This is a genomic window from Kribbella sp. VKM Ac-2566 (assembly GCF_004366005.1).
Taxonomy (GTDB): Bacteria; Actinomycetota; Actinomycetes; order Propionibacteriales; family Kribbellaceae; genus Kribbella; species Kribbella pratensis.
On sequence record NZ_SODT01000012.1, the window covers coordinates 221,067 to 242,108 of the forward strand.

23 protein-coding genes are annotated in these 21,042 nt (G+C 68.5%); 15 read left to right on the top strand and 8 right to left on the bottom strand.

Going from position 1 to position 21,042, the window contains the following annotated elements:
* The first annotated feature begins 1 nt into the window (after position 1).
* A complete protein-coding gene (locus EV647_RS28085) occupies positions 2-1,120 on the top strand; it encodes a PLP-dependent cysteine synthase family protein (RefSeq protein ID WP_134008019.1) in 1,119 nt (372 codons plus the stop codon).
* An 80-nt stretch (positions 1,121-1,200) separates the two neighbouring features.
* On the opposite strand, the gene EV647_RS28090 is transcribed toward EV647_RS28085, so the two are convergent.
* The gene (locus EV647_RS28090) at positions 1,201-2,175 is read right to left on the bottom strand and encodes an NADPH:quinone oxidoreductase family protein (protein ID WP_134008021.1); all 975 of its coding nucleotides are present in this window, start codon (positions 2,173-2,175) and stop codon (positions 1,201-1,203) included.
* Positions 2,176-2,286: 111 nt separating this feature from the next.
* On the opposite strand from EV647_RS28090, the gene EV647_RS28095 reads away from it, so the two are divergent.
* Genes EV647_RS28095 through EV647_RS28105 form a run of 3 tightly spaced genes read left to right on the top strand, consistent with a single transcriptional unit; the run spans position 2,287 to position 3,595 of the window.
* Entirely contained in the window at positions 2,287-2,892 is a 606-nt protein-coding gene (locus tag EV647_RS28095; protein ID WP_134008023.1) for a TetR/AcrR family transcriptional regulator, read from the top strand.
* 52 nt (positions 2,893-2,944) lie between these two features.
* Positions 2,945-3,124, top strand: a complete 180-nt coding sequence (locus EV647_RS28100) for a hypothetical protein (protein ID WP_134008025.1) — start codon at positions 2,945-2,947, stop codon at positions 3,122-3,124.
* Between the two features lie 42 nt (positions 3,125-3,166).
* Positions 3,167-3,595 (top strand): hypothetical protein, encoded by a 429-nt coding sequence (locus EV647_RS28105; protein WP_134008027.1) that lies wholly within the window; start codon positions 3,167-3,169, stop codon positions 3,593-3,595.
* Positions 3,596-3,621: 26 nt separating this feature from the next.
* Here the strand turns inward: EV647_RS28105 and EV647_RS28110 are convergent, their stop codons facing one another.
* The gene (locus tag EV647_RS28110; protein WP_134008029.1) at positions 3,622-4,494 is read right to left on the bottom strand and encodes a 1,4-dihydroxy-2-naphthoate polyprenyltransferase; all 873 of its coding nucleotides are present in this window, start codon (positions 4,492-4,494) and stop codon (positions 3,622-3,624) included.
* Positions 4,495-4,556: 62 nt separating this feature from the next.
* Here EV647_RS28110 and menE point away from each other — a divergent pair, with 62 nt between their 5' ends.
* Genes menE through menD form a run of 3 tightly spaced genes read left to right on the top strand, consistent with a single transcriptional unit; the run spans position 4,557 to position 8,208 of the window.
* On the top strand, positions 4,557-5,648 hold the full coding sequence (menE, locus tag EV647_RS28115; RefSeq protein ID WP_134008031.1) for an o-succinylbenzoate--CoA ligase: 1,092 nt from the start codon (positions 4,557-4,559) through the stop codon (positions 5,646-5,648).
* A complete protein-coding gene (locus EV647_RS28120; protein WP_134008033.1) occupies positions 5,645-6,571 on the top strand; it encodes an o-succinylbenzoate synthase in 927 nt (308 codons plus the stop codon). The genes menE and EV647_RS28120 overlap by 4 nt, the downstream gene beginning before the upstream one ends.
* A complete protein-coding gene (menD, locus tag EV647_RS28125) occupies positions 6,568-8,208 on the top strand; it encodes a 2-succinyl-5-enolpyruvyl-6-hydroxy-3-cyclohexene-1-carboxylic-acid synthase (protein WP_134008035.1) in 1,641 nt (546 codons plus the stop codon). The genes EV647_RS28120 and menD overlap by 4 nt, the downstream gene beginning before the upstream one ends.
* 5 nt (positions 8,209-8,213) lie before the next feature.
* Here menD and mptB read toward each other — a convergent pair whose 3' ends face one another.
* From mptB to EV647_RS28145, 4 genes are all read right to left on the bottom strand, one after another.
* Positions 8,214-9,617, bottom strand: coding sequence for a polyprenol phosphomannose-dependent alpha 1,6 mannosyltransferase MptB (gene mptB / locus EV647_RS28130; RefSeq protein ID WP_134008037.1), 1,404 nt, complete (start codon positions 9,615-9,617; stop codon positions 8,214-8,216).
* Between the two features lie 40 nt (positions 9,618-9,657).
* Positions 9,658-10,422 carry an ABC transporter permease gene (locus EV647_RS28135; protein ID WP_134008039.1) on the bottom strand — a complete coding sequence of 255 codons (765 nt, stop codon included), beginning with the start codon at positions 10,420-10,422 and terminating at the stop codon, positions 9,658-9,660.
* A complete protein-coding gene (locus EV647_RS28140; RefSeq protein WP_134008041.1) occupies positions 10,419-11,408 on the bottom strand; it encodes an ATP-binding cassette domain-containing protein in 990 nt (329 codons plus the stop codon). The genes EV647_RS28135 and EV647_RS28140 overlap by 4 nt, the downstream gene beginning before the upstream one ends.
* A 160-nt stretch (positions 11,409-11,568) precedes the next feature.
* The gene (locus EV647_RS28145; protein WP_134008043.1) at positions 11,569-12,198 is read right to left on the bottom strand and encodes a PadR family transcriptional regulator; all 630 of its coding nucleotides are present in this window, start codon (positions 12,196-12,198) and stop codon (positions 11,569-11,571) included.
* Positions 12,199-12,254: 56 nt separating this feature from the next.
* On the opposite strand from EV647_RS28145, the gene EV647_RS28150 reads away from it, so the two are divergent.
* Complete coding sequence (locus tag EV647_RS28150; RefSeq protein WP_134008044.1) at positions 12,255-13,076, top strand: GNAT family N-acetyltransferase; 822 nt, start codon at positions 12,255-12,257, stop codon at positions 13,074-13,076.
* Here the strand turns inward: EV647_RS28150 and EV647_RS28155 are convergent.
* Positions 13,069-13,683: an MBL fold metallo-hydrolase gene (locus EV647_RS28155; protein ID WP_134008046.1), complete on the bottom strand. Its 615-nt coding sequence runs from the start codon at positions 13,681-13,683 to the stop codon at positions 13,069-13,071. The genes EV647_RS28150 and EV647_RS28155 overlap by 8 nt on opposite strands.
* A 2-nt stretch (positions 13,684-13,685) precedes the next feature.
* Complete coding sequence (locus EV647_RS28160; RefSeq protein ID WP_134008048.1) at positions 13,686-14,966, bottom strand: isochorismate synthase MenF; 1,281 nt, start codon at positions 14,964-14,966, stop codon at positions 13,686-13,688.
* Between the two features lie 59 nt (positions 14,967-15,025).
* Between EV647_RS28160 and EV647_RS28165 the strand changes: the two genes are divergently transcribed.
* The 7 genes from EV647_RS28165 (at position 15,026) to nuoE (ending at position 21,040) form a co-directional block, all read left to right on the top strand.
* Positions 15,026-15,724 (top strand): demethylmenaquinone methyltransferase, encoded by a 699-nt coding sequence (locus EV647_RS28165; protein ID WP_134008050.1) that lies wholly within the window; start codon positions 15,026-15,028, stop codon positions 15,722-15,724.
* A gap of 153 nt (positions 15,725-15,877) precedes the next feature.
* Positions 15,878-17,191, top strand: a complete 1,314-nt coding sequence (locus EV647_RS28170) for a geranylgeranyl reductase family protein (protein WP_134009108.1) — start codon at positions 15,878-15,880, stop codon at positions 17,189-17,191.
* 86 nt (positions 17,192-17,277) lie between these two features.
* Positions 17,278-17,637, top strand: coding sequence for an NADH-quinone oxidoreductase subunit A (locus tag EV647_RS28175; protein WP_133789593.1), 360 nt, complete (start codon positions 17,278-17,280; stop codon positions 17,635-17,637).
* A 1-nt stretch (position 17,638) separates the two neighbouring features.
* Positions 17,639-18,193, top strand: coding sequence for an NADH-quinone oxidoreductase subunit B family protein (locus tag EV647_RS28180; RefSeq protein WP_131286677.1), 555 nt, complete (start codon positions 17,639-17,641; stop codon positions 18,191-18,193).
* 73 nt (positions 18,194-18,266) lie between these two features.
* Entirely contained in the window at positions 18,267-18,974 is a 708-nt protein-coding gene (locus EV647_RS28185) for an NADH-quinone oxidoreductase subunit C (protein WP_134008052.1), read from the top strand.
* Positions 18,974-20,311 carry an NADH-quinone oxidoreductase subunit D gene (locus EV647_RS28190; protein WP_134008054.1) on the top strand — a complete coding sequence of 446 codons (1,338 nt, stop codon included), beginning with the start codon at positions 18,974-18,976 and terminating at the stop codon, positions 20,309-20,311. Before EV647_RS28185 ends, EV647_RS28190 begins: the two co-directional genes overlap by 1 nt.
* On the top strand, positions 20,312-21,040 hold the full coding sequence (gene nuoE, locus EV647_RS28195) for an NADH-quinone oxidoreductase subunit NuoE (protein ID WP_238177431.1): 729 nt from the start codon (positions 20,312-20,314) through the stop codon (positions 21,038-21,040). It abuts the gene before it with no gap.
* The last annotated feature ends 2 nt before the right edge of the window (positions 21,041-21,042 follow it).

A 21,042-nucleotide genomic window follows, 5' to 3' on the forward strand; every position in this document is an offset into this window, starting at 1 on the left:
CATGAGTGAGGTTGACGGGGTGTGCCGTGAGGTCGATCGCCGGGACGAGAAGGCGCGCGCCTGGGTGTCCGAGGCGATCCGGATCGTGGACGCCGACGCGAACCGGAGCGCGGACACGCATCTGCACGTGTTCCCGATGCCGGAGGGTTCGGGTGTGGACCTGTACCTCAAGGACGAGTCCGTGCACCCCACCGGCTCGCTCAAGCACCGGCTCGCCCGGTCCCTGTTCCTGTACGCCCTGTGCAACGGCTGGATCCACGAGGGCACCACGGTCATCGAGGCGTCCAGCGGCTCCACCGCGGTCAGCGAGGCGTACTTCGCCCGCCTGCTCGGGCTGCCGTTCATCGCGGTGATGCCGGCGTCGACCAGCCCGGAGAAGATCGAGCTGATCGAGTTCTACGGCGGCCGCTGCCACTTCGTCGAGCGCTCCGGCCAGATCTACGGCGAGGCCAAGCGCCTGGCCGACGAGACCGGCGGCCACTACATGGACCAGTTCACGTACGCCGAACGCGCGACGGACTGGCGCGGCAACAACAACATCGCCGAGTCGATCTTCGGTCAGCTCTCGCTGGAACAGCATCCGATCCCGACCTGGGTCGTGGTCGGCGCGGGGACCGGCGGTACGTCGGCCACCATCGGGCGCTATGTCCGCTACCAGCGGTACGACACGTCGGTCGCCGTGGTGGACCCGGAGAACTCGGCGTTCTTCCCGGCCTTCGAAGCCGGCGACCACGAGTTCTCCACCGGTCGCCCGTCCCGCATCGAAGGTATCGGCCGCCCGCGCGTCGAGCCGTCCTTCGTGCTCGGCGTCGTCGACCGGATGATCTCGGTCCCCGACGCCGCCTCGATCGCCGCGATGCGCTTCTGCTCCCGCGTCACCGGCCGCCTCGTCGGCGGCTCCACCGGCACCAACCTCTGGGGCTCACTACGCCTGGCCGCCGAAATGCGCCGTACGGGCGCCCGCGGCAGCATCGTCACCCTGCTGTGCGACAGCGGCGAACGCTACGGCAATACCTACTACGACGACGCCTGGCTCCGCACCAGCGGCATCGACATCACCCCCTACACCACCACCCTCGAAACCTTCGCCGCCACCGGCCACTGGACCGAACCCGCCTAACCGCCCGGGTCCTGACCAGCTGCACAGCGGACGCGGCAACGGTTAACCCCTCGTGGTCGCCAGCGCGGAGCCGGAGCATTTCACAGCAGTAGTGCGAGTTTGCCGATAGTGGCTCGGGATTCGAGTTCTGTGAGTACTTTCGGGCCGTCGGCGAGCTCGTACGTCGTGGGCTCGGCGGGGCCGAGTACTCCGGTCGCGAGGAGGCGGAACAGTTCGCCCATGATCTCGCCGTACAGCTGTGGCGTGGTCTGGATCAGGATGCCGATGTTCAGGCCGATGAGCTGGACCTGGTGTTTGTAGACGAGGTCCCAGTTGCTGAGTGCGGCCTCGCCGGCGGGTAGGCCGAAGACGACTACTCGGCCGGTGACGCGTTTTGTGGCGGACAGGCTCGCGTCGAGAGTCGGGCCGCCGACCGACTCGAGCGTCAGGTCGACGCCGACGCCATCGGTCAGCCGCAGTACTTCGGCGGCGAGATCGGTACTGCGGGAGCTCAGGACATGGTCGGCGCCCAGCCCGCGCACCACCTCGTGCTTCTCAGGTGAGGCGGTCGCGATCACCGTCGCGCCGTATTGCTTCGCCATCTTCACCGCGGCCTGCCCGGTCCCGCCGGCTGCGGCGTGGATCAGTACGGTCTGTCCGGCGCCCAGCCCGCCGAGCCGGAGCGCGGCCAAGGCAGTCGGCCAGCTCACAACCAGGCCCAGCGCCCGCTCGTCGTCCCAACCAGCCGGCACCGGAAGGGCCGCGACCGCCGGCAGCACCAGGTATTCCGCGAACGCCCCGCCCCGGATGCTGACCCCGACCACGTGCGTGCCGAGTTCCAGCTCGACCCCTTCGCCGACGGCCGTCACTTCACCGGCGGCTTCGATGCCGGCCACGTACGGCGGTTGCGGGCCGCCCGCGAAGGTTCCGCGAGCCTGCGAGATGTCGACGAAGTTGAGGCCGGCGGCAACGACCCGGATCAGCACCTCGCCCGGGCCGGGGACCGGGACCGGTGCGTCGGAGATCAGCCGGAGGTCCGCCGGCCCGTTCAAGGACGTCTGCTGCAACGCACGCATCGCGGTCGCTCCAATTTATTGGTCGAATGATCAACAAATGGTGGCACCGCCGGATCCAGGGGTCAAGATAAACTTGATCGATCGACCAAGAATTCTTTCGGAGGGACCCACATGGCCACTCGTGGCAGACCGCGAACGTTCGACCCGGACGTCGCCCTGCGCCAGGCCCTCGACGTCTTCTGGGAACGCGGCTACGAAGGCACCTCGCTGAACGACCTGGCCCAGGCCATGGGGATCAAGTCCGCCAGCATCTACGCCTGCTTCGGCAGCAAGGAAAGCCTGTTCCGGCAGGTCATGGGCCTGTACGGCGCAACAGCCGGCGAACCGCCCCGCCGCGCGCTCCGCGAAGGACCGACGGCTCGGGAGGCGATCCACGCGATGTTGCAGGCAACCGCCGACCAGATCACCCATCCCGAGCACCCGCACTACTGCATGCTGATCCTGGCCGCCCCCACGGGAGCTACGGAAAATCACGCAGTACGAGAGTTCCTGGCTGCCGGCCGCCAAGGTCAGTACGCCGAGATCAAGGACCGCCTGTCCCGCGGCGTGACCGACGGCGATCTGCTCGCGCCACCGGTCGGCCTGGACGCGATGGCCAGGTACTACGCCACCGTCGTCCAAGGCCTCTCGATCCAAGCCCGTGACGGCGCCACCCGCGCCGAACTCGAAACCGTCATCACCTGCGCCATGGCCGCCTGGCAAACCCTCGCCCCATGACCCGCGTCCTGCTCACCGGCATGTCCGGCACCGGCACGTTCTCATCGAGCGCGTGAGCCGACGTACCGGCAACCCGTACGGCCGAACCGCGGAGCAACAGGCCGAGATCGCGAACTACGTCCGAGCGGTCGAGCCATTGCTGCGACGAGGTGCGACTCTGGAGTTGGACGGCGAACAACCGGTCGGCGCACTCGCCGACGCCATCGAACAGCTCATCGCAGGCATCGGCTGACCGAGGGGGACCGCCGTCAGGAACCTGGCTGGGAGGCGGACCATGAGGCTCGACCATCTCTGTGACGTCGAGTGGCGCTACGACCTACTGCAGTCGGTCGAGCCCTCGGAGGCAGGCGACGGTTTGCTGTACGGGCAGGGGACCGCGGCTTTCACCGGTCGGCTGAGCGGTACGGCTCGATGGTCGAACAACCCCAGAATCCAGGACGGGTACGCCCATCCCGACGCCCGCGGAACGATTGACGTCGGCGACGGCGGCTTCGTGCTGTTCCGCCTCACAGGCCTGTCGAACCTCGCCGACGGCTCGGGCCTGCATGTTCTGACCTTTGTGACGGATCACGAACCCCACCGGTGGCTCAACCATGTCCTCGCCATCGGCGAGGGAGCCGTCGACGTCGAGCGCGCGGCCCTGTCGATGCGGTACTACACCTGCGAGGTTGACTTCCGCCCGCAGATTCCCGGCGATGCCTGACTGCGGGATCCGGCGCTTGGGAGGACCTAGCTGCCTAGCGCGAGTCCCAGTCCGAGGCCGATGGCGTAGAGGAGTTCGGTGAGGCCGGTGAGCTTCAGGACGGGGATGAGGGCGGGGCCTACTGCGTCGCTGAGGATGATGCGGGTGGACTTCACGGCCAGGGGGAGGGCGATGAAGGCCAGGAGGGTCCACGGGGTGGCGATGACCGAGATCGCCGCGAGGACGAAGGCCAGGGCGATCAGGGCGGCGTAGAAGCGGCGGGAGAGGGCGGCGCCCAACACCACAGCCAGCGTGCGCTTTCCGGTGACCGAGTCGGTCGGGATGTCGCGGAGGTTGTTGGCGACCAGGAGAGCGCAGGCGATCGCGCCGACCGAGACAGCGCCGGCGACGGCCGACCAGTGCAGCGTTTCCGCTTGGGCGTACGTCGTACCGAGGACGGCGACCAGGCCGAAGAAGAGGAACACGCTGACTTCGCCGAGCGCTCGGTAGCCGTACGGCTTCTTACCGCCCGTGTAGAACCAAGCACCGAGCAACGACGCGGCCCCGGCGACGAGGAGCCACCACGTGGTCGTTGCGCACAGCACGATGCCCAGCGCAGCGCCGATGCCGAGGCAGGTGAAGGCCGCGGTCTTGACGGCCCGTGGAGTGGCGACCTTCGAGCCGACCAGGCGGAGTGGGCCGACCCGGTTCTCGTCGGTGCCGCGGATGCCGTCGCTGTAGTCGTTGGCGTAGTTGACGCCGATCTGCAGGGCCAGCGCGACGCCCAGGGCGAGCAGCGCCTTCCACCAGACGAAGCCGTCCAGGTACGCGGCCGCGCCGGTTCCGACCAGAACGGGGGAGATCGCGGCGGGCAGGGTTCGGGGGCGGGCGCCTTCGATCCACTGGGCAGGGGTGGCCATGACCATCGATTGTGTCAGCCGGGAGCCGGGCGTCCGGAGGCGGGCCGTACGCTCGGTGTGTCATGTCTAGGTTGCGACTGGTTCCGGGGACGCCGGACGGGGTGTTGGCGGCGCTCGCCGGGGTGCTGGACGGCAGCGGTACGCCGTTCGCACCGGTGCCGAGCGACCCGGCCGCGGCCGCACGGGTACACGACGCGGCCAAGCCGGATGAGCCGCTCGAGGACGGCTGTGCGGTGGTCCTGACCACCTCCGGGACCTCTGGTGAGCCGAAGGGCGTGCTGCTGTCGCGGGAGGCGCTGATCGCCTCGGCGACCGCCACGCACGACCGACTCGGCGGTCCGGGGCAGTGGCTGCTCCCGATGAAGCCGTACTTCGTCGGCGGCCTGCAGATCCTCACGCGCTCGCTGGTCGCCGGTACGACGCCTGTGCTGCTCGACGACAACTTCACCGCGGCGGCGCGTCAGTTGACCGGTGTACGCCGGTACACCGCGATGGTGCCGACGCAGCTGGCCCGTTATCTCGAGACGGATCTGGATGCGCTGCGGTCGTTCGACGCGATCATCATCGGCGGCGCGTCCACACCTGAGCCGTTGAAGGCCAAGGCAGCGGAGGCCGGCGTCAACGCGATCCCGGCGTACGGGATGACCGAGACCGGCAGCGGGTGTGTTTACGCCGGGGTGCCGCTGGACGGTACGTCGATCGACCTGGACGACGGACGCATCCTCATCAAGGGGAGCACGCTGTTCGATGGGTACAGGCTGCGGCCGGACCTCACCGCCGAAGTACTGCAGGACGGATGGTTCCGTACGCAGGATCGCGGTGAGCTCGTGGACGGGCGGCTGCGCGTGATCGGTCGCGTGGACGACGTGGTGATCTCCGGCGGAGTGAATGTCACGCTGACGACCGTGCAGGCGCGGCTGCTCGAGCATCCGAAGCTCGCGGACGCTGTAGTACTTGGAGTTCCGGACGCTGAGTGGGGGACGCGGGTGGTGGCGTTCGTGGTAGGTGACCCGACGCGCGACGAGCTCAGGGACTGGGTCAGTCAAACCCTGCCGCGGACGTGGGCCCCGCGGGACGTCGTACAGCTGCAGGCGTTGCCGATGCTTGCCTCGGGCAAGGTGGACCGGCAGCGGTTGCTGGAGGGCGTGCGGTGATCACGTACTCGATCGGCCTCAAGAACAAGTTCCGTGGCATCACAGTGCGCGAGGGAATGCTGTACGAAGGCCCTGCGGGCTGGGCGGAGTGGAGCCCGTTCCTGGACTACGACGACGCCACCTGTGTGTCCTGGCTGCGTGCGGCCCGGGAGGCGGCCGAGGAGGGCTGGCCGGCACCGGTCCGCGACCGCGTGCCCGTCAACTGCACAGTGCCGGCCGTTGGACCCGAGAGAGCTGCGGAGATCGTCAGAGCGTCCGGCTGCAGTACGGCGAAGGTGAAGGTAGCCGAGCCGGGTCAGACACTCGCTGACGACCTGGAGCGTGTCGAAGCGGTGCGGGACGCGATCGGCGGCGGACTGGTGCGCATCGACGCCAACGGGCTGTGGTCAGTGGACCAGGCCGTGCAGAACCTGAAGCAGTTACAGCGGTTCGACCTGGAGTACGTCGAGCAGCCGTGCGCGACCGTGGAGGAGCTGGCCGACGTACGGCGACGTACCGACGTACCTGTTGCCGCTGACGAGTCGATCCGCCGGGCCGAGGACCCGCTGCGGGTCAAGAAACTCGACGCCGCGGACATCGCCGTGCTGAAGGTGCAGCCGATCGGAGGCGTCCGCGCGTGTCTGGAGATCGCTGAGCAGATCGGACTGCCCGTAGTGGTGTCGTCTGCACTAGAGACCTCGGTAGGCATCGCTGCCGGCGTCGCGCTCGCCGCTGCGCTTCCGGAGCTGCCCTACGCCTGCGGTCTCGCCACGGTCTCGATGTTCACCCAAGAGGTGGTCGCCGAGCCGCTGCTGCCGACCAACGGGTTCCTGCCAGTCCGAAGCGTCGTACCGGATCCCCTGCTGCTGGAAGCCGCGCGTGCGGACGCGGACCGGACAAAGGTGTGGGAAGAACGTCTGTCCCGAGTAAGGAGTGCCGGATGAACCCGTCCACGGCTTTTGCGACTGTAGTGGTCGACGAACTGATCCGCTGCGGTGTACGTGAGGCCGTGGTGTCGCCGGGCTCCCGCAGCGCCCCACTGGCCCTGGCACTTGCGGCCGCCGACCGTGACGGGCGGCTCCGACTGCATGTGCGCATTGACGAGCGTACGGCGGGATTCCTGGCCATCGGCCTGATGCGGGGGAGCGGCCTACCAGTACCCGTGGTGACTACCTCAGGTACTGCGGTAGCGAACCTGCACCCGGCTGTGCTCGAGGCGTCGCACAGCGGGCTCCCGCTGATCGTGCTGAGCGCAGACCGGCCACCTGCCCTGAGAGGCAGCGGTGCGAACCAGACCACCGACCAGATCAAGGTGTTCGGCTCTGCGGTCCGCCTGTTCCACGAAATGGGTACGCCGGTCCGTGAGATCGGCCAGGTCGCGTACTGGCGCTCGCAGGTGGCCAGAGCCGTGGCTACGGCAGTAGGTGCCCGCACCGCCGACCCGGGTCCGGTGCAGCTCAACTGTCCGTTCTCGGAGCCGCTGATCCCGACAGAGGGACCAGAGTGGCCTGAGCCGCTGAGCGGACGCAGCACCGGCCCGTGGACCTCTATTCACGCAGCAGCGGGCCGCCCGGCCGCTGTGTCGCCCGGACCGAAGACGGTGGTCGTCGCGGGCGACGGTGCGTCGCAGTCCGCGCGGTTGGCGGCGGAAGCCGGGCAGTGGCCGTTGTTCGCAGAGCCGTCGAGCCGGGCACGGACCGGTCCGTCGGTCATCTCGGCGTACCGGTTGTTGCTGCAGGCAAACACGTTGGCGGGCGAGATCGAGCGGGTGCTGGTGTTCGGGCATCCGACGCTGTCCCGCCCGATCTCGAAGCTGCTGGCCCGGCCCGACGTCGAGGTTGTCGTGATCTCGCCGATCGGACTGTGGCCGGACCCGGCCCGGCGCGCCGCCTCCGTCGTCACCGCGCTCGAGGTCACCGGTGCCGACCAGACCGACTGGCTCGCCAGATGGCAGCACGCCGACCAGCTCGCCCGCCCGGAGCTCGACAAGGTCCTCGCGGACGGCTTGAGCGGGCCACGCGTCGCTGCCCTCGTCGGCGAGGCCGTCGGCGCGGACGGCATGCTCGTCGTCGCCTCGTCGAACCCGATCCGCGACCTCGACCTCGCCCCGATCGTCCCGATCCGCACGATCGCGAACCGCGGCCTGGCCGGTATCGACGGCACGATCTCGACCGCGATCGGCGCCGCTCTCGCGAACGCCGGCCCGACGCACGCGCTGATCGGCGATCTCGCCTTCCTGCACGACAGCAACGGGCTCGTCATCGGGCCGGACGAGGCGCGCCCCGACCTGCGGATCGTGGTGGTGAACGACAACGGCGGCGGGATCTTCTCCACGCTCGAGCAGGGCGATCCTACGCACGCGACGCACTTCGAGCGCGTCTTCGGTACGCCGCACAACGTGGACATCGGCGCACTGTGCGCGGCCAGCGGTACGGCGTACACGCTGGTGCAGACCGTCGACGAGTTGCGGGCCGCGCTGACGCCCGCGGTCGCCGGCCTGGACGTGGTCGAGGTGCGGATCTCCCGGGACGACCACCGGCCGCTCGGCGCGGCGATGGTCGCGGCGCTCAAGCAGCTGTAAGGCGCTCAAGCAGCTGTAGCGGGGACCTTCCGCGCCGGCTGCAGCGTCCGCAAGTGGCTGAGCAACGGCACTGCCATCGCGATCACCAGTGCGGTCGTCGTGAGGATCGGGATCGTCGCGCCGCGCAGAGACGAGTTGAGCGGAGCGGCGATCGTGAAGATCAGGCTGACCGCGGTCATGATCGTAGTCAGCCGCCGTCCGGGGCGTGCGACGGCCAGGAACGGCAGGCACCAGAGGAAGTACCAGTCGTGCGCGCTCGGTCCGAGTACGACGACCGCGAGTAGTGCGACGCCGACAGCCCTTGCCGCGTAGTGGATCGACGACCGGAGGCTGAGCCACGCGATCAGAGCGAGTGCGGCGACCATGCCGACCAGGCGGACGATCTGTAGCGCTTGTGCGGCGGCAGTGTCCTCTCCGAGCCAGCCCAGTACGCCGGACGCCGCCATACCGATCAGGTTGGCGATGGAAAAGGGTGAACGGACCAGCCCGGGTACGTCGAGCGCACCGAGCCACCCGGAGCCCACACCGGTCAGTGCACCGATGGTGACGAGCGTCAGTACAGACACAGCGCCCGCAATCACCAGGCTGGCGAACCGATGCAGCCGTCCGGCCAGTGGGCTCATCACTGCGGCGATCGCGATCACCACCAGTCCGCCCGGGAGCTTCACTGCGGCAGCCACACCGGCCACGACTGCCGCCGTACCCCAGCGACCAGTCAGTGCCAGTGCGAACGCGCTGCTGGCCAGCCCGAGCATCAGTACGTCGTTGTGGGCCGCGCCGATGCCGTGGGCGATCAGCATGGGGTTCAGTACGACCAGCCAGGTGGCGAAAGCCGGGTCGACGCGACATGCGATCGCCAAGCGCGGTACTGCCCAGGCGATGAGGACTATGCCCAGTACGGCGAGGAGGCGGTGCGCCAGCATCAGCACGTACGGGTCCATGGTGAGGTGGGCGACCAGACCGCCGTACGCGAGTGGCAGGGGCCCGTACGGTGCAGGTGTCTGCATCCACATCGGGTCGACGGCCTCGATGATGTGGCCGGACAGTGCGCCGGGACCCACGTCGTACGGGTTGTAGCCCTCGGCGACGAGTGCGCCCTGAGCCGCGTAGCTCCAGGCGTCGCGGCTGAACAGTGGCGGGGCCAGCAGGAGCGGTGCGCTCCAGCACCCCGCCATACGGAGCAGTGGGAGGCGTTCGCGGGCTATGACGCGCCTGCCCACGGTCAGCCAGGCCCAGGCCATCAGCCCGAGCCCAGCGACCATGAACGTCAGCCCGACCATCCGGCCAAGCAGGGAGTGCCGTAGCGGGATCGGAGCGACCCAGGACGACGCCGGTACCACTGACGTCACCAGACTCGCCGCAGCGACTACAACAGCGCCGACGACCCCACAGACCACCGGCGAACGCATGGCCGGACGGTAGCCCGGCCATACGACGACACGATGAACATCAAGCGGATTCCTTGCGGAACGTTCTTGCTCCGACAGCCAGTCCGATGACGGTCAGCAGGACCACCCAGAACAGGCCCCAGAGCGACGAGGAGCTGCTGATGTCGCCGCGGAACAGGGCGCGTACGCCGTTCACCACGTGCTTCAGCGGGCTGATGTCGGACAGCCGCTGCAGCCACGTCGGACCGATCTGCATCGGCAGGAGGATGCCGGACAGCAGCAGGAGCGGCATGGCGATGCCGTTCAGCAGCGGGGCCAGTGCGTCCTCGCTCTTGGTGATGAGCGCGACGGAGTACGACAGCGAGGCGAACGTGGCGCCGAGGAGCGCGACGATCACCAGCGAGAGCAGTACACCGGCCCACGGGGCACGCAGACCCAACGGCAGTGCTGCGAGCAGCAGGAGGATCGACTGGACCACGAGTACGACGACGTCCCGCAGTACTCGCCCTGCCATCAGCGCGATCCGGGAGGCCGGGGTGACGCGGTCGGCCTCGATCACGCCGGCCCGGTACTCCGCGATCAGGCCGAAGCCCACGAACATCGCGCCGAACATGCCGAGCTGCACGATCAGGCCGGGAATGAAGACCTGGTAGGCGTTCGTGGTGGCGCCCTGGCTGATCTGCGCGGTGATCGGCTTGAGCAGCGGGCCGAACAGGAACAGGTACATCAGCGGCTGGCTCAGCATCAGGATCGACCACATCGGGTTCCGCAGCGACAGCCGCATCTGACGATGGAAAACGATCCAGGTCTCACGGAGGACGTTCACGCCGCGGCCTCCTTCTTCTCTTCGGTGGGGTTGGCGTCCTCGTCGCGGAGGGAGCGGCCGGTCATGGTCAGGAACACGTCGTCGAGCGTCGGCCGATGGACCTCGACGCCGTGCAACTCGATGCCCTGGGCATCGATCGAGCGGAGCAGGGTGGGCAGCACCGACCCGCCGCGGGGGATCCGGAACCCGACCACGTCGTCCTCGGTCCCGACCTCGACCGCTCCCTCGAGCTCGCGGACGATCTTCATCACCGCCGGCGCCTGCGCGGTGTCCGCGATCGTCAGCCGGACGGCGTCCCCGGAGACCTGCTGCTTCAGGTTCTCCGGCGTACCCGAGGCGACGATCTTGCCGTGGTCGATGACCAGGATCCGGTCGCAGAGCGCGTCCGCCTCGTCCAGGTAGTGCGTGGTCAGGAAGATCGTCGCGCCGCGGTCGCGGAGGCCGCGGATGTGCTCCCAGAGGTTGGCGCGCGCCTGCGGGTCGAGGCCGGTGGTCGGCTCGTCCAGGAAGATCAGCTTCGGGTCGTGGATCAGGCCCATCACGATGTCGAGGCGCCGGCGCTGCCCGCCGGAGAGCGTCTTGCACTGGCGGCGCCAGAGGCCGGGGAGGTCGAGCTCCTCGAACAGGCGCTGTCCCTCCGCGATCGCCTTCGCCTTCGGTACGCCGTACAGCCGGGCGTGATCGACGACCTCGTCACCGGCGATCGCCTCGGGCAAGGTGGATCCGCTCTGCGGGACGTACCCGATGCGGCGGCGGACGCCCACCGGGTCCTTCGCGAGGTCACATCCGGCGACCGTCGCGGTCCCCGCCGTCGGCTGGATCAGCGTCGCCAGCATCCGCATCGTCGTGGTCTTACCGGCCCCGTTCGGCCCCAGAAAACCGACGATCTCCCCGTCGGCCACCTCGAGGTCAACCCCCTGTACCGCCTGTACAGGTCCTCGCTTCGTCTTGAACGTCCGCACCAGCCCGCGAGCTTCGATCATCATGCGGCCCAGTCTGACTAATCAACATTGACTAGTCAATATTGACTACCGCCCCACCAACCCCAACTTTGAGAAGCCACCGACCGTTTCGGGGCCGCGAAAATGGTTGGTGGCTTCTCAAAGTTGGGCGCGGGAGCGGGGGAGCGCCGGGCGGGGGTGGGGGTTAGGAGGTGGGGGCGTCGGGGATTTCGCCCCAGTGGGTGACCATGCCGGGGTAGGGCTCCCAGTCGGCCGGTTCGCCGGCGAAGGCGTACGCGCCGTCGCGGATCCGGTCCAGGAAGTCGCGGGTCCACTGGAGCTCGCCGGCGTCGCGTGCCTTCGTGATGCGGAACATCTCGACGACGTGGTTCGACGTACCGGGGTCTTCCTGGATCTGGCGTTCGGCGAACGGTTCGGACTTGAGCCAGGCCTCGAGCTGGGCGATCCGGGCCTCGAGGGCGGCGATCACCTCGTCGCGGCGCAGCGACCACAGGAAGCTGAGCGTGGCCTGCATCTTGTCGGGGTGGAACCCGTCGACGGTCCACAGCATGCCGCGCAGCAGCGAGAAGTACTCCGTCTCGCCGTCCGCGGTCAGCTTGTACGACGTACGCCCGGGGCGATGGGCACCGTCCTGCTCGAGTTCCTGGAGGTACCCGTGCTTCGCGAGCGTGCGCAGCCCTGTGTAGATCGAGCCGGGGTTGACGTTCGCCCACGCCTCCACGTTCCACGTCAGCAACTCACGCCGCAGCTGATACCCGTACGCCGGCTGGAAGATCCGCACGACGCCGAGCAGCAACAACCGCGTGGTGGACATGCCCGCAGTGTAAATCCGGGCGACCGGTCCGGTGCTGCGGGCGTACGCTCCCGGACATGGATGTTCGTGTGACCAGTGATCCACAGGCCTTCGAGCAGACCGTGTTTCCTTTTCTGCAACGGGATCCGGTGCTGAACAACCTGGTCATGACGGTCGTGCACGAGCGGGCGACCGGCCGGATGAGTGAGACCGAGCCGTCGTACTACGTCTCCGTCCACGACCCGGACGTGGTCGGCGTCGCGATGCGTACGCCGGGGCGGTACGTGTATCTCGGCGCGCTGCGCGAAGATCTCGCGGAGCCGGTCGCCGACGCGCTCGCCGACGTACTGCCGCGGGTCCCCGGCGTCGCGGGGGATCGACCTGTCGTGACGAGGTTCGGCGAACGGTGGGGTGCGCACCGCGGTGGGCGGGCGACGGTTGTGCGTGGCACTCGGTTGCACAAGCTGATCGAGCTCACGCCGCTCGAAGCCGACGCCGGCGAGGCGCGGTTGATGGCGGCGGACGAGGTCGACCTGGTCGCCGCGTGGGGCAAGGACGGGTTCGCCGAAGAACTGACCATCGGACACCGTGAGTGGGCCGAACGGCACCTGGAGCACGAGAGCATGCTGATCTGGGAGGCCGACGGCGAACCGGTCAGCATGGTCGGCTTCCACCAGCCGGTCTTCGGCGTCTGCCGGGTCGGTCCGGTCTACACACCCCCGGAGCGGCGGCGGCACGGCTACGCCGGCGCGTTGACCAGTCACGTGACGGCAATGATTCTTGCCAACGGCAACCAGGCCTGCCTGTTCACCGACCTGTCGAACCCGACCTCCAACAAGATCTACCACCAGGCGGGATACCGCCCGGTGGCCGACTTCGTCGAGGCAGAGTTCAGCTGATCTCGAGGGATTGACCGGGGGTCAGGCCGTGGTACGGACGGCCGCCGGCCTCACCGATCCAGCGTTGCATCATGCCGAGGCCGATGTCGCTCAGCAGGGCGTTGTGGATGCCGACCGTCTGCTCGGCCTTGACCGAGCGCGCGTACTCGACCGCCGGCGCCACCGAGAACCACGGGCCGGAGATCGGCACCAGGTTGGTGTGCACCTCGCGGTCCGGCTGGGTGAACGAGTCGCCCGGGTGGTAGACCGCGTCGTCGACCAGGTAGCCGATGTTCTCGCACGGTACGCCGAGCTCGGGCAGGATCACCGCGTGATCCTTGCCGTAGGCACGGACAGCGAAACCGGCCGCGTGGAACGACTGACCGTCCGAGACGACCGTGACCCGCTCGTCGTTCAGCTCGGCCGCGGCACCGGCGGTGGTGAAGACCGGCACCTGCAGCCCGCGCAGCCGTTCGACGTCGACGTGGTCGGGGTGCTCGTGCGTGATCAGCACCGCATCCGCCGTCTCGAAGGCCGCGTCCTCGGCGAACGTGCCCGGGTCGATCAGCAGGACCTTCCCGTCCTTCTCCAAGCGGACACAGGCGTGCGCGAACTTCGTCAGCTTCACAGTCAGTCTCCCAATGCGTCTCTCATCGGCACCAGCTTGGCGTTCGTCTCGGCAAGTTCGGCGTCCGGGTCGGAGCCCGCCACGATGCCGGCGCCGGCGAACAGCCGCATCCGGCGTGGCTCCTCCGAGTCGGCCTGGCCGCAGCGCAGCGCGATGCACCACTCGCCGTCGCCGGCCGCGTCCATCCACCCGACCGGTCCGCTGAACCGGCCGCGCCGCATGCCCTCGATCTCACCGATCAGGTCCCGCGCGACCGGTGTCGGCGTACCGCAGACGGCCGCGGACGGGTGCAAGGCGGCGGCGAGGCCGAGCGCGGACGCCCCGTTGTTCGCGACGCCGGCGACATCGGTCGCCAGGTGCATCACGTTCGGCAGATGCAGGACGAACGGGGTCTCCGGCACGTTCATCGACGTACAGTGCGGCTCCAGCGCCTCGGCGACCGAGCGGACCGCGAACTCGTGCTCCTCGAGATCCTTCGACGACCGGGCCAGCGACGCGGCCAACGCCAGGTCGTGCGCGTCGTCGCCGGTACGGCGGATGGTCCCGGCCAGTACGCGGGACGTGATCAGGCCCTTCTCCCGGCGTACCAGCAGCTCAGGCGTGGCGCCGATCAGGCCGTCGACGGAGAACGTCCAGCAGTTCGGGTACGCCGTCGCGAGCCGGTGCAGCGGCCAGCGCAGATCGATCGGCTGCTCGGCGATCGCGATCAGGTCGCGGGCCAGTACCACCTTCTCGAGCTCGCCGGCGGTGATCCGGCGGACCGCGTCGGCGACGATGGCCGACCAGTCCGTCCCGGTCCGGGCGCCGTCCGCGAACGCCACGTCGTACACCGGCGACGGCTCGTGGACCACCAGCTCGGGCGGGGCGCCCAGCGAGCTGGCCGGCGAGATCGTGGTCACCCAGGTGGTGTCGCCGCGGCGGCCGACGATCATGTCGGGGACCACCAGCTCACCCGGGTCCTGATCGGTGAAGCCGAAGGAGCCGAAGCAGACCAGCCCGGAGCCCGGTACGCCGACCTCGTCGCGGATCACCGCGGCCGACGTCAGCTCCTGCCACCAGGTCATGGCCTCCTGGAAGCGGTTGCCACCGGCAACGTCCAGTCGGGCGGCCACGCCCCAGCCGACGTGCCCGTCGCCCCGCCGTACCCACGCGAGTCCGCCTTCGGCCGGCAGATGGTCCAGCAGTTGCGCCGAGACCCCGTCCACCGACTGACTGCGAACCACCAACTGCGGTGCGGGGCCTCGGGTCGCGAGGGCCGCACGGCTCCCTGGAGATGCACTCACGAGATGCAAGCGTATGCCTCCTGTCCGGCGGACTCCCCCTCGCGTGATCAACTAGACAAGTGACCCGCGCAGACCTGACCAAACAACCACACGACGTGGCGGCCATGTTCGACAACGTGGCCGAGGGGTACGACCGGACCAACGCGGTCGCGACGATGGGGCTGGAGAAGCTGTACTGGCGGCCCGCGACACTGGCCGCGATCGCGCCGCGGAAGGGGATGAAGATCCTCGACCTGGCAGCCGGGACCGGCGCGTCCAGCATCAACCTGCGCGAGGCCGGCGCCGAAGTGGTGTCCTGCGACTTCTCGGTCGGCATGCTCCGGGTCGGCAAGCGCCGGCACCCCGAGCTGGACCTGGTCGCGGGCGACGCCTTGCGGCTGCCGTTCGCCGACGAGACGTTCGACGTGGTGACGATCTCCTGGGCGCTGCGGAACGTGAACGACGTCGGGGCCGCGCTGCAGGAGATGCTGCGGGTGACCCGCCCCGGCGGACGGCTCGTCGTACTCGAGCAGTCACATCCGACGTGGAAGCCGTTCCGGGTCGTCTACCTGGAGTACATGATGCGGGCGGTGCCGGCGGTGGCGAAGGTGGTGTCGACCAACCCCGAGGCGTACGAGTACCTGGCGGAGTCGACGCGCGCCTGGCTGCCGCAGGAGCCGCTGGCCCGGGCGATCGAGGGCGCCGGGTGGACCCGCGTCCAGTGGCGCAACCTGACCGGCGGCCTGGTCGCCATCCACCGGGCCGTGAAGGCCAGTTAATTACGCAACGGAAATTAAGCGTAATTGGCTTGCCTGCAAGGGGGTTGGGGCGAGTTTCGTGTCCGAGTCAGGCAGTCCTAGACTGTCGAGTGAAGAGGGCTCGTGAAGTCGTTCACGAGCGCACACGCCCCCAAGAACATCCAGGCCGGAGAGATGAGCCAGAGCGTGCCGAGCGGGCAGCAGGCGGAGACCGCCGATGTGATCGTCGTCGGTGCCGGACCCGCCGGATCGGCGGCGGCGTACCACCTGGCGAACGCCGGGCTGGACGTCCTGCTGCTGGAGAAGACCGCGTTCCCGCGGGAGAAGGTGTGCGGCGACGGGCTCACCCCGCGCGGCACCAAGCAGCTCATCAACATGGGCATCGACATCTCCGAAGAGGCCGGCTGGATCCGGAACTACGGACTCCGCATCCAGGGCGCCGGGCACGTCCTGCAGCTCGACTGGCCGGACCTGGCCAGCCACCCGAACTACGGCCTGACCCGGAACCGGATGGACTTCGACGAGATGCTCGCCCGGCAGGCCGAGAAGGCCGGGGCGCGGCTGCGGGAGCGGACCAACGTGACCGGCCCGATCCTGGACGCCAAGGGTGACATCGTCGGGGTCACCGCGAAGCCGGTCGACGACAACGGCCGCCGGGCCGGCGCCGACGTCGAGTACCGGGCGCCACTGGTGATGGCGGCCGACGGCAACTCGTCCCGGCTGAGCATCGCGATGGGCCTGCACAAGCGCGACGACCGCCCGATGGGTGTCGCCGTACGGACGTACTTCACCAGCCCGCGGACCAACGACGACTACCTCGAGTCCTGGCTGGAGCTGTGGGCCGACGACCCGAAGCAGCCCGGTGGCCGCGTGCTGCTTCCCGGCTACGGCTGGATCTTCGGGATGGGCGACGGCACCGTCAACGTCGGCCTCGGCATCCTGAACACCTCGGAGGCCTTCGGCAAGGTCGACTACGCCGACCTGCTGAAGCAGTGGCTCAAGGTCACGCCCGAGGAGTGGCAGTTCCGCGACGAGTTCCAGACCATCCCGATCCGGGGCGCCGCGCTGCCGATGGGCTTCAACCGGCAGCCGCACTACACCCGCGGCCTGATGCTGCTCGGCGACGCCGGCGGCATGGTCAACCCGTTCAACGGCGAGGGCATCCCGTACGCGATGGAGTCCGGGGCGTTCGCCGCCGAGGTCGCCGCCCAGGCGCTGCACCGGCAGCCGAACCAGCGGGAACGCGCGCTGTCGGCGTACCCGAAGGCGCTGAAGCAGGAGTACGGCGGTTACTACACGCTCGGCCGGATCTTCGTGAAGCTGATCGGAAATCCGGAGGTGATGCGGCTCTGCACGAAGTACGGTCTGCCGCGCACCACCTTGATGAAGTTCACCTTGAAGTTGCTCGCCAACCTCACCGACCCGCGCGACGGGGACGTGATGGACAAGATCATCAACGGCCTCACGAAGCTCGCCCCCGCCGCCTGACCGGCGGGGCGGGTGAGTTGAGCCACACGCGTACTGATATCCAGAGAAACACACAGACCACCGGCTGAAGGAGGGAGCACGCAGCGATGCACCCCTATACACCGATTCTCGCTCTCGGTGTGCTCGCGGCGCTCTTCGTCGCAGGCAGCATCACCATTAGCGCCCTGGTCGGCCCGAAGCGCTACAACCGGGCCCGGCTGGACTCCTACGAGTGCGGCATCGAGCCCACTCCGCAGCCGGTCGGTGGTGGGCGCTTCCCGGTGAAGTACTACATCACCGCGATGCTGTTCATCGTTTTCGACATCGAGATCATCTTCCTCTACCCCTGGGCGGTGGCCTTCGACCAGATGGCGCTGTTCGGGCTGGTCGAGATGGTCATCTTCATCGTCACCGTCTTCGTCGCGTACGCCTACGTGTGGCGCCGCGGCGGACTGGAATGGGACTGACATGGGTCTTGAGGAACAGCTTCCGGCCGGCGTCCTGCTGAGCACCGTCGAAGGACTGCTCGGCTACATGCGCAAGGCATCGTTGTGGCCGGCAACCTTCGGGCTGGCCTGCTGCGCCATCGAGATGATGACCACCGGCGCCCCGCGGTACGACGCCGCGCGGTTCGGCATGGAGGTCTTCCGGGCCTCGCCGCGACAGGCCGACCTGATGATCGTGGCCGGCCGGGTGAGCCAGAAGATGGCTCCGGTACTGCGCCAGATCTACGACCAGATGCCCGGCCCGAAGTGGGTGCTGGCGATGGGCGTGTGCGCGTCGTCGGGCGGCATGTTCAACAACTACGCGATCGTGCAGGGCGTGGATCACGTCGTACCGGTCGACATGTACCTGCCCGGCTGCCCGCCGCGGCCGGAGATGCTGCTGGACGCGTTCCTGAAGATCCACGACCAGATCCAGCACATGAAGCTCGGCGCGCACAAGAAGGCGCTGCAGACCGAGCAGGAGGCCGCGGCCCTGACCGCCGCCCCGACGATCGAGATGAAGGGTCTGCTGCGATGACCGAGCGCAGCGAGGGAACAAACAACACAGCGACCTCGTCGCGCAGCGGCGACCGAGCGCAGCGAGGTGTCCGATGAGCGACACGCAACCCGAGAACCTCCCGGCGACCTCTGCGGCCAGTGACGCGCAGACGCCGCAGGCCGAGGTGATCGACCAGCGCGAGGGCATGTTCGGTGTCCGCGGTACCGGTGACACCTCCGGCTTCGGTGGCCTGCGCCGCCAGGTCGCGCTGCCGGGCAGTACGCCGAAACCGTACGGCTCCTGGTTCGACGGTGCCGTGGACCGGCTGGAAGGCCTGGTCGCCGACGGTGCGATCGAGAAGGTCGTCGTCGACCGCGGTGAGCTGACCCTGCACATCAAGCGCGAGAACCTGGTCGAGGTGTGCAAGCACCTGCGTGACGACGAGGCGCTGCGGTTCGAGTTCTGCTCCGGTGTCAGCGGCGTGCACTACCCGAACGAGACCGGCAGCGAACTGCACGCCGTCTACCACTTCCTGTCGATCACCCACAACCGCCGGATCCGGCTGGAGGTGTCGGCGCCCGACAGCGACCCGCACATCCCGTCGATCGTCTCGGTCTACCCGGCCAACGACTGGCACGAGCGGGAGACCTGGGACTTCTTCGGCATCGTCTTCGACGGGCACCCGGCCCTGACCCGGATCCAGATGCCCGACGACTGGCCGGGGCACCCGCAGCGCAAGGACTACCCGCTCGGCGGAATCGACGTCGAGTACAAGGGCGCTGTCATCCCACCGCCCGACACGCGGAGGTCGTACAACTAATGACCGCAACAGATCCGTACGCGACGACCCGGGACACCACCGAGGGCAAGGTCTTCACCGTCACCGGCCAGGACTGGGACTCGGTCGTGTCCGGCCTCGGCGAGGAGCCCGAAGAGCGCGTCGTCGTCAACATGGGCCCGCAGCACCCGTCCACGCACGGCGTGCTCCGGCTGATCCTCGAGCTCGACGGTGAGAACGTGACCGAGGCCCGCTGCGGCATCGGCTACCTGCACACCGGTATCGAGAAGAACATGGAGTTCCGCTCCTGGACGCAGGGCGTCACGTTCTGCACCCGGATGGACTACCTGTCGCCGTTCTACAACGAGGCGGCGTACTGCCTCGCGGTCGAGCGGCTGCTCGGGATCGAGGACCAGATCCCGGACAAGGCGAACGTGATGCGGGTGCTCCTGATGGAGCTCAACCGGATCAGCAGCCACCTGGTCTGCATCGCCACCGGCGGTATGGAGATCGGCGCGCTGACCGTGATGACGATCGGTTTCCGCGAGCGTGAGAAGACCCTGGACCTGTTCGAGCTGATCACCGGGCTGCGGATGAACCACGCGTTCATCCGGCCGGGCGGTGTCGCGCAGGACCTCCCGGCGGGTGCACTGGACAAGATCCGCGAGTACATCACGTGGATGAACAAGCACCTCAAGGAGTACGCCGAGCTCTGCAACGCCAACCCGATCTTCAAGGCGCGGCTGCAGAACGTCGGCTACCTGGACCTGGCCGGCTGCATGGCGCTCGGCATCTCCGGCCCGACGGTGCGCTCCACCGGCTACGCGCTGGACCTGCGCAAGAGCCAGCCGTACTGCGGGTACGAGACGTACGACTTCGACGTACCGACCTGGGACTCCTCCGACGCGTACGGACGGTTCCGCGTGCGGCTGCAGGAGATGCACGAGTCGCTGAAGATCGTCGAGCAGTGCGCCGACCGGCTGGAGAAGATGGACGGCCAGCCCGTGATGGTCGCCGACAAGAAGATCGGCTGGCCGGCCCAGCTGGCCGTCGGCGCCGACGGGATGGGCAACTCGCTCGACCACATCAAGCACATCATGGGCGAGTCGATGGAAGCGCTGATCCATCACTTCAAGCTGGTCACCGAGGGCTTCCGGGTGCCGGCCGGCCAGGCGTACGTCGCGCTCGAGTCACCGCGCGGCGAGATGGGCTGCCACGTCGTCTCCGACGGCGGCACCAAGCCGTACCGGGTGCACTTCCGTGACCCGTCCTTCGCAAACCTGCAGGCGATGCCGATCATGTGCGAGGGCGGCCAGGTCGCCGACGTGATCGTCGCCGTCGCCAGCCTTGACCCGGTGATGGGTGGAGTGGACCGCTAAATGGCCGAGAACCACACGACTGCTACCGACAAGACGGTGCCGTACAGCACCGGCGACTCGATGATCACCGACGCCACGATCGCGGAGATGCGCGAGATCGCGGCGCGGTACCCGGTCGCCCGGTCCGCGCTGCTGCCGATGCTGCACCTGGTGCAGTCGGTCGAGGGCCGGGTCACCCCGGAGGGCATCGAGGCCTGCGCCGACGTGCTCGGGCTGACCGGCGCCGAGGTGTCGGCGGTGGCCACCTTCTACACGATGTACAAGCGCCGCCCGGTCGGCGACTACCACGTCGGTGTCTGTACCAACACGCTGTGCGCGGTGATGGGCGGCGACCTGATCTTCGACCGGCTGAAGCAGCACCTGGACGTCGGCAACGACGAGACCACCGAGGACGGCAAGATCACCCTCGAGCACCTCGAGTGCAACGCCGCCTGCGACTACGCGCCGGTGATGATGGTCAACTGGGAGTTCTTCGACGACATGACGCCGGAGTCGGCCACCCAGCTGGTCGACGACCTGCGGGACGGCACCGAGGTGAAGTCGCCGCGCGGTGCGACGGTCTGCACCTGGCGCGAGGCCGAGCGGGTGCTGGCCGGGTACCCCGACGGCCGTGCCGACGAGGGCCCGACCGGCGGCAAGGCCACGCTGGCCGGCCTTCGCCTGGCCCGCGAGCGCGGCTGGACCGCGCCCGGTGGCTCCTCCAGCGCCGACACCCAGAAGGAGGACTGACC

What these genes read in the sequence shown, in the direction of transcription:
- EV647_RS28085 (WP_134008019.1), top strand. Translation starts at nt 2, where the DNA reads ATGAGTGAGGTTGACGGGGTGTGCCGTGAGGTCGATCGCCGGGACGAG.
- EV647_RS28090 (WP_134008021.1), bottom strand. Translation starts at nt 2,175, where the DNA reads ATGCGTGCGTTGCAGCAGACGTCCTTGAACGGGCCGGCGGACCTCCGG.
- EV647_RS28095 (WP_134008023.1), top strand. Translation starts at nt 2,287, where the DNA reads ATGGCCACTCGTGGCAGACCGCGAACGTTCGACCCGGACGTCGCCCTG.
- EV647_RS28105 (WP_134008027.1), top strand. Translation starts at nt 3,167, where the DNA reads ATGAGGCTCGACCATCTCTGTGACGTCGAGTGGCGCTACGACCTACTG.
- EV647_RS28110 (WP_134008029.1), bottom strand. Translation starts at nt 4,494, where the DNA reads ATGGCCACCCCTGCCCAGTGGATCGAAGGCGCCCGCCCCCGAACCCTG.
- menE (WP_134008031.1), top strand. Translation starts at nt 4,557, where the DNA reads ATGTCTAGGTTGCGACTGGTTCCGGGGACGCCGGACGGGGTGTTGGCG.
- menD (WP_134008035.1), top strand. Translation starts at nt 6,568, where the DNA reads ATGAACCCGTCCACGGCTTTTGCGACTGTAGTGGTCGACGAACTGATC.
- mptB (WP_134008037.1), bottom strand. Translation starts at nt 9,617, where the DNA reads ATGCGTTCGCCGGTGGTCTGTGGGGTCGTCGGCGCTGTTGTAGTCGCT.
- EV647_RS28140 (WP_134008041.1), bottom strand. Translation starts at nt 11,408, where the DNA reads ATGATGATCGAAGCTCGCGGGCTGGTGCGGACGTTCAAGACGAAGCGA.
- EV647_RS28145 (WP_134008043.1), bottom strand. Translation starts at nt 12,198, where the DNA reads ATGTCCACCACGCGGTTGTTGCTGCTCGGCGTCGTGCGGATCTTCCAG.
- EV647_RS28150 (WP_134008044.1), top strand. Translation starts at nt 12,255, where the DNA reads ATGGATGTTCGTGTGACCAGTGATCCACAGGCCTTCGAGCAGACCGTG.
- EV647_RS28170 (WP_134009108.1), top strand. Translation starts at nt 15,878, where the DNA reads ATGAGCCAGAGCGTGCCGAGCGGGCAGCAGGCGGAGACCGCCGATGTG.
- EV647_RS28175 (WP_133789593.1), top strand. Translation starts at nt 17,278, where the DNA reads ATGCACCCCTATACACCGATTCTCGCTCTCGGTGTGCTCGCGGCGCTC.
- EV647_RS28180 (WP_131286677.1), top strand. Translation starts at nt 17,639, where the DNA reads ATGGGTCTTGAGGAACAGCTTCCGGCCGGCGTCCTGCTGAGCACCGTC.
- EV647_RS28185 (WP_134008052.1), top strand. Translation starts at nt 18,267, where the DNA reads ATGAGCGACACGCAACCCGAGAACCTCCCGGCGACCTCTGCGGCCAGT.
- EV647_RS28190 (WP_134008054.1), top strand. Translation starts at nt 18,974, where the DNA reads ATGACCGCAACAGATCCGTACGCGACGACCCGGGACACCACCGAGGGC.
- nuoE (WP_238177431.1), top strand. Translation starts at nt 20,312, where the DNA reads ATGGCCGAGAACCACACGACTGCTACCGACAAGACGGTGCCGTACAGC.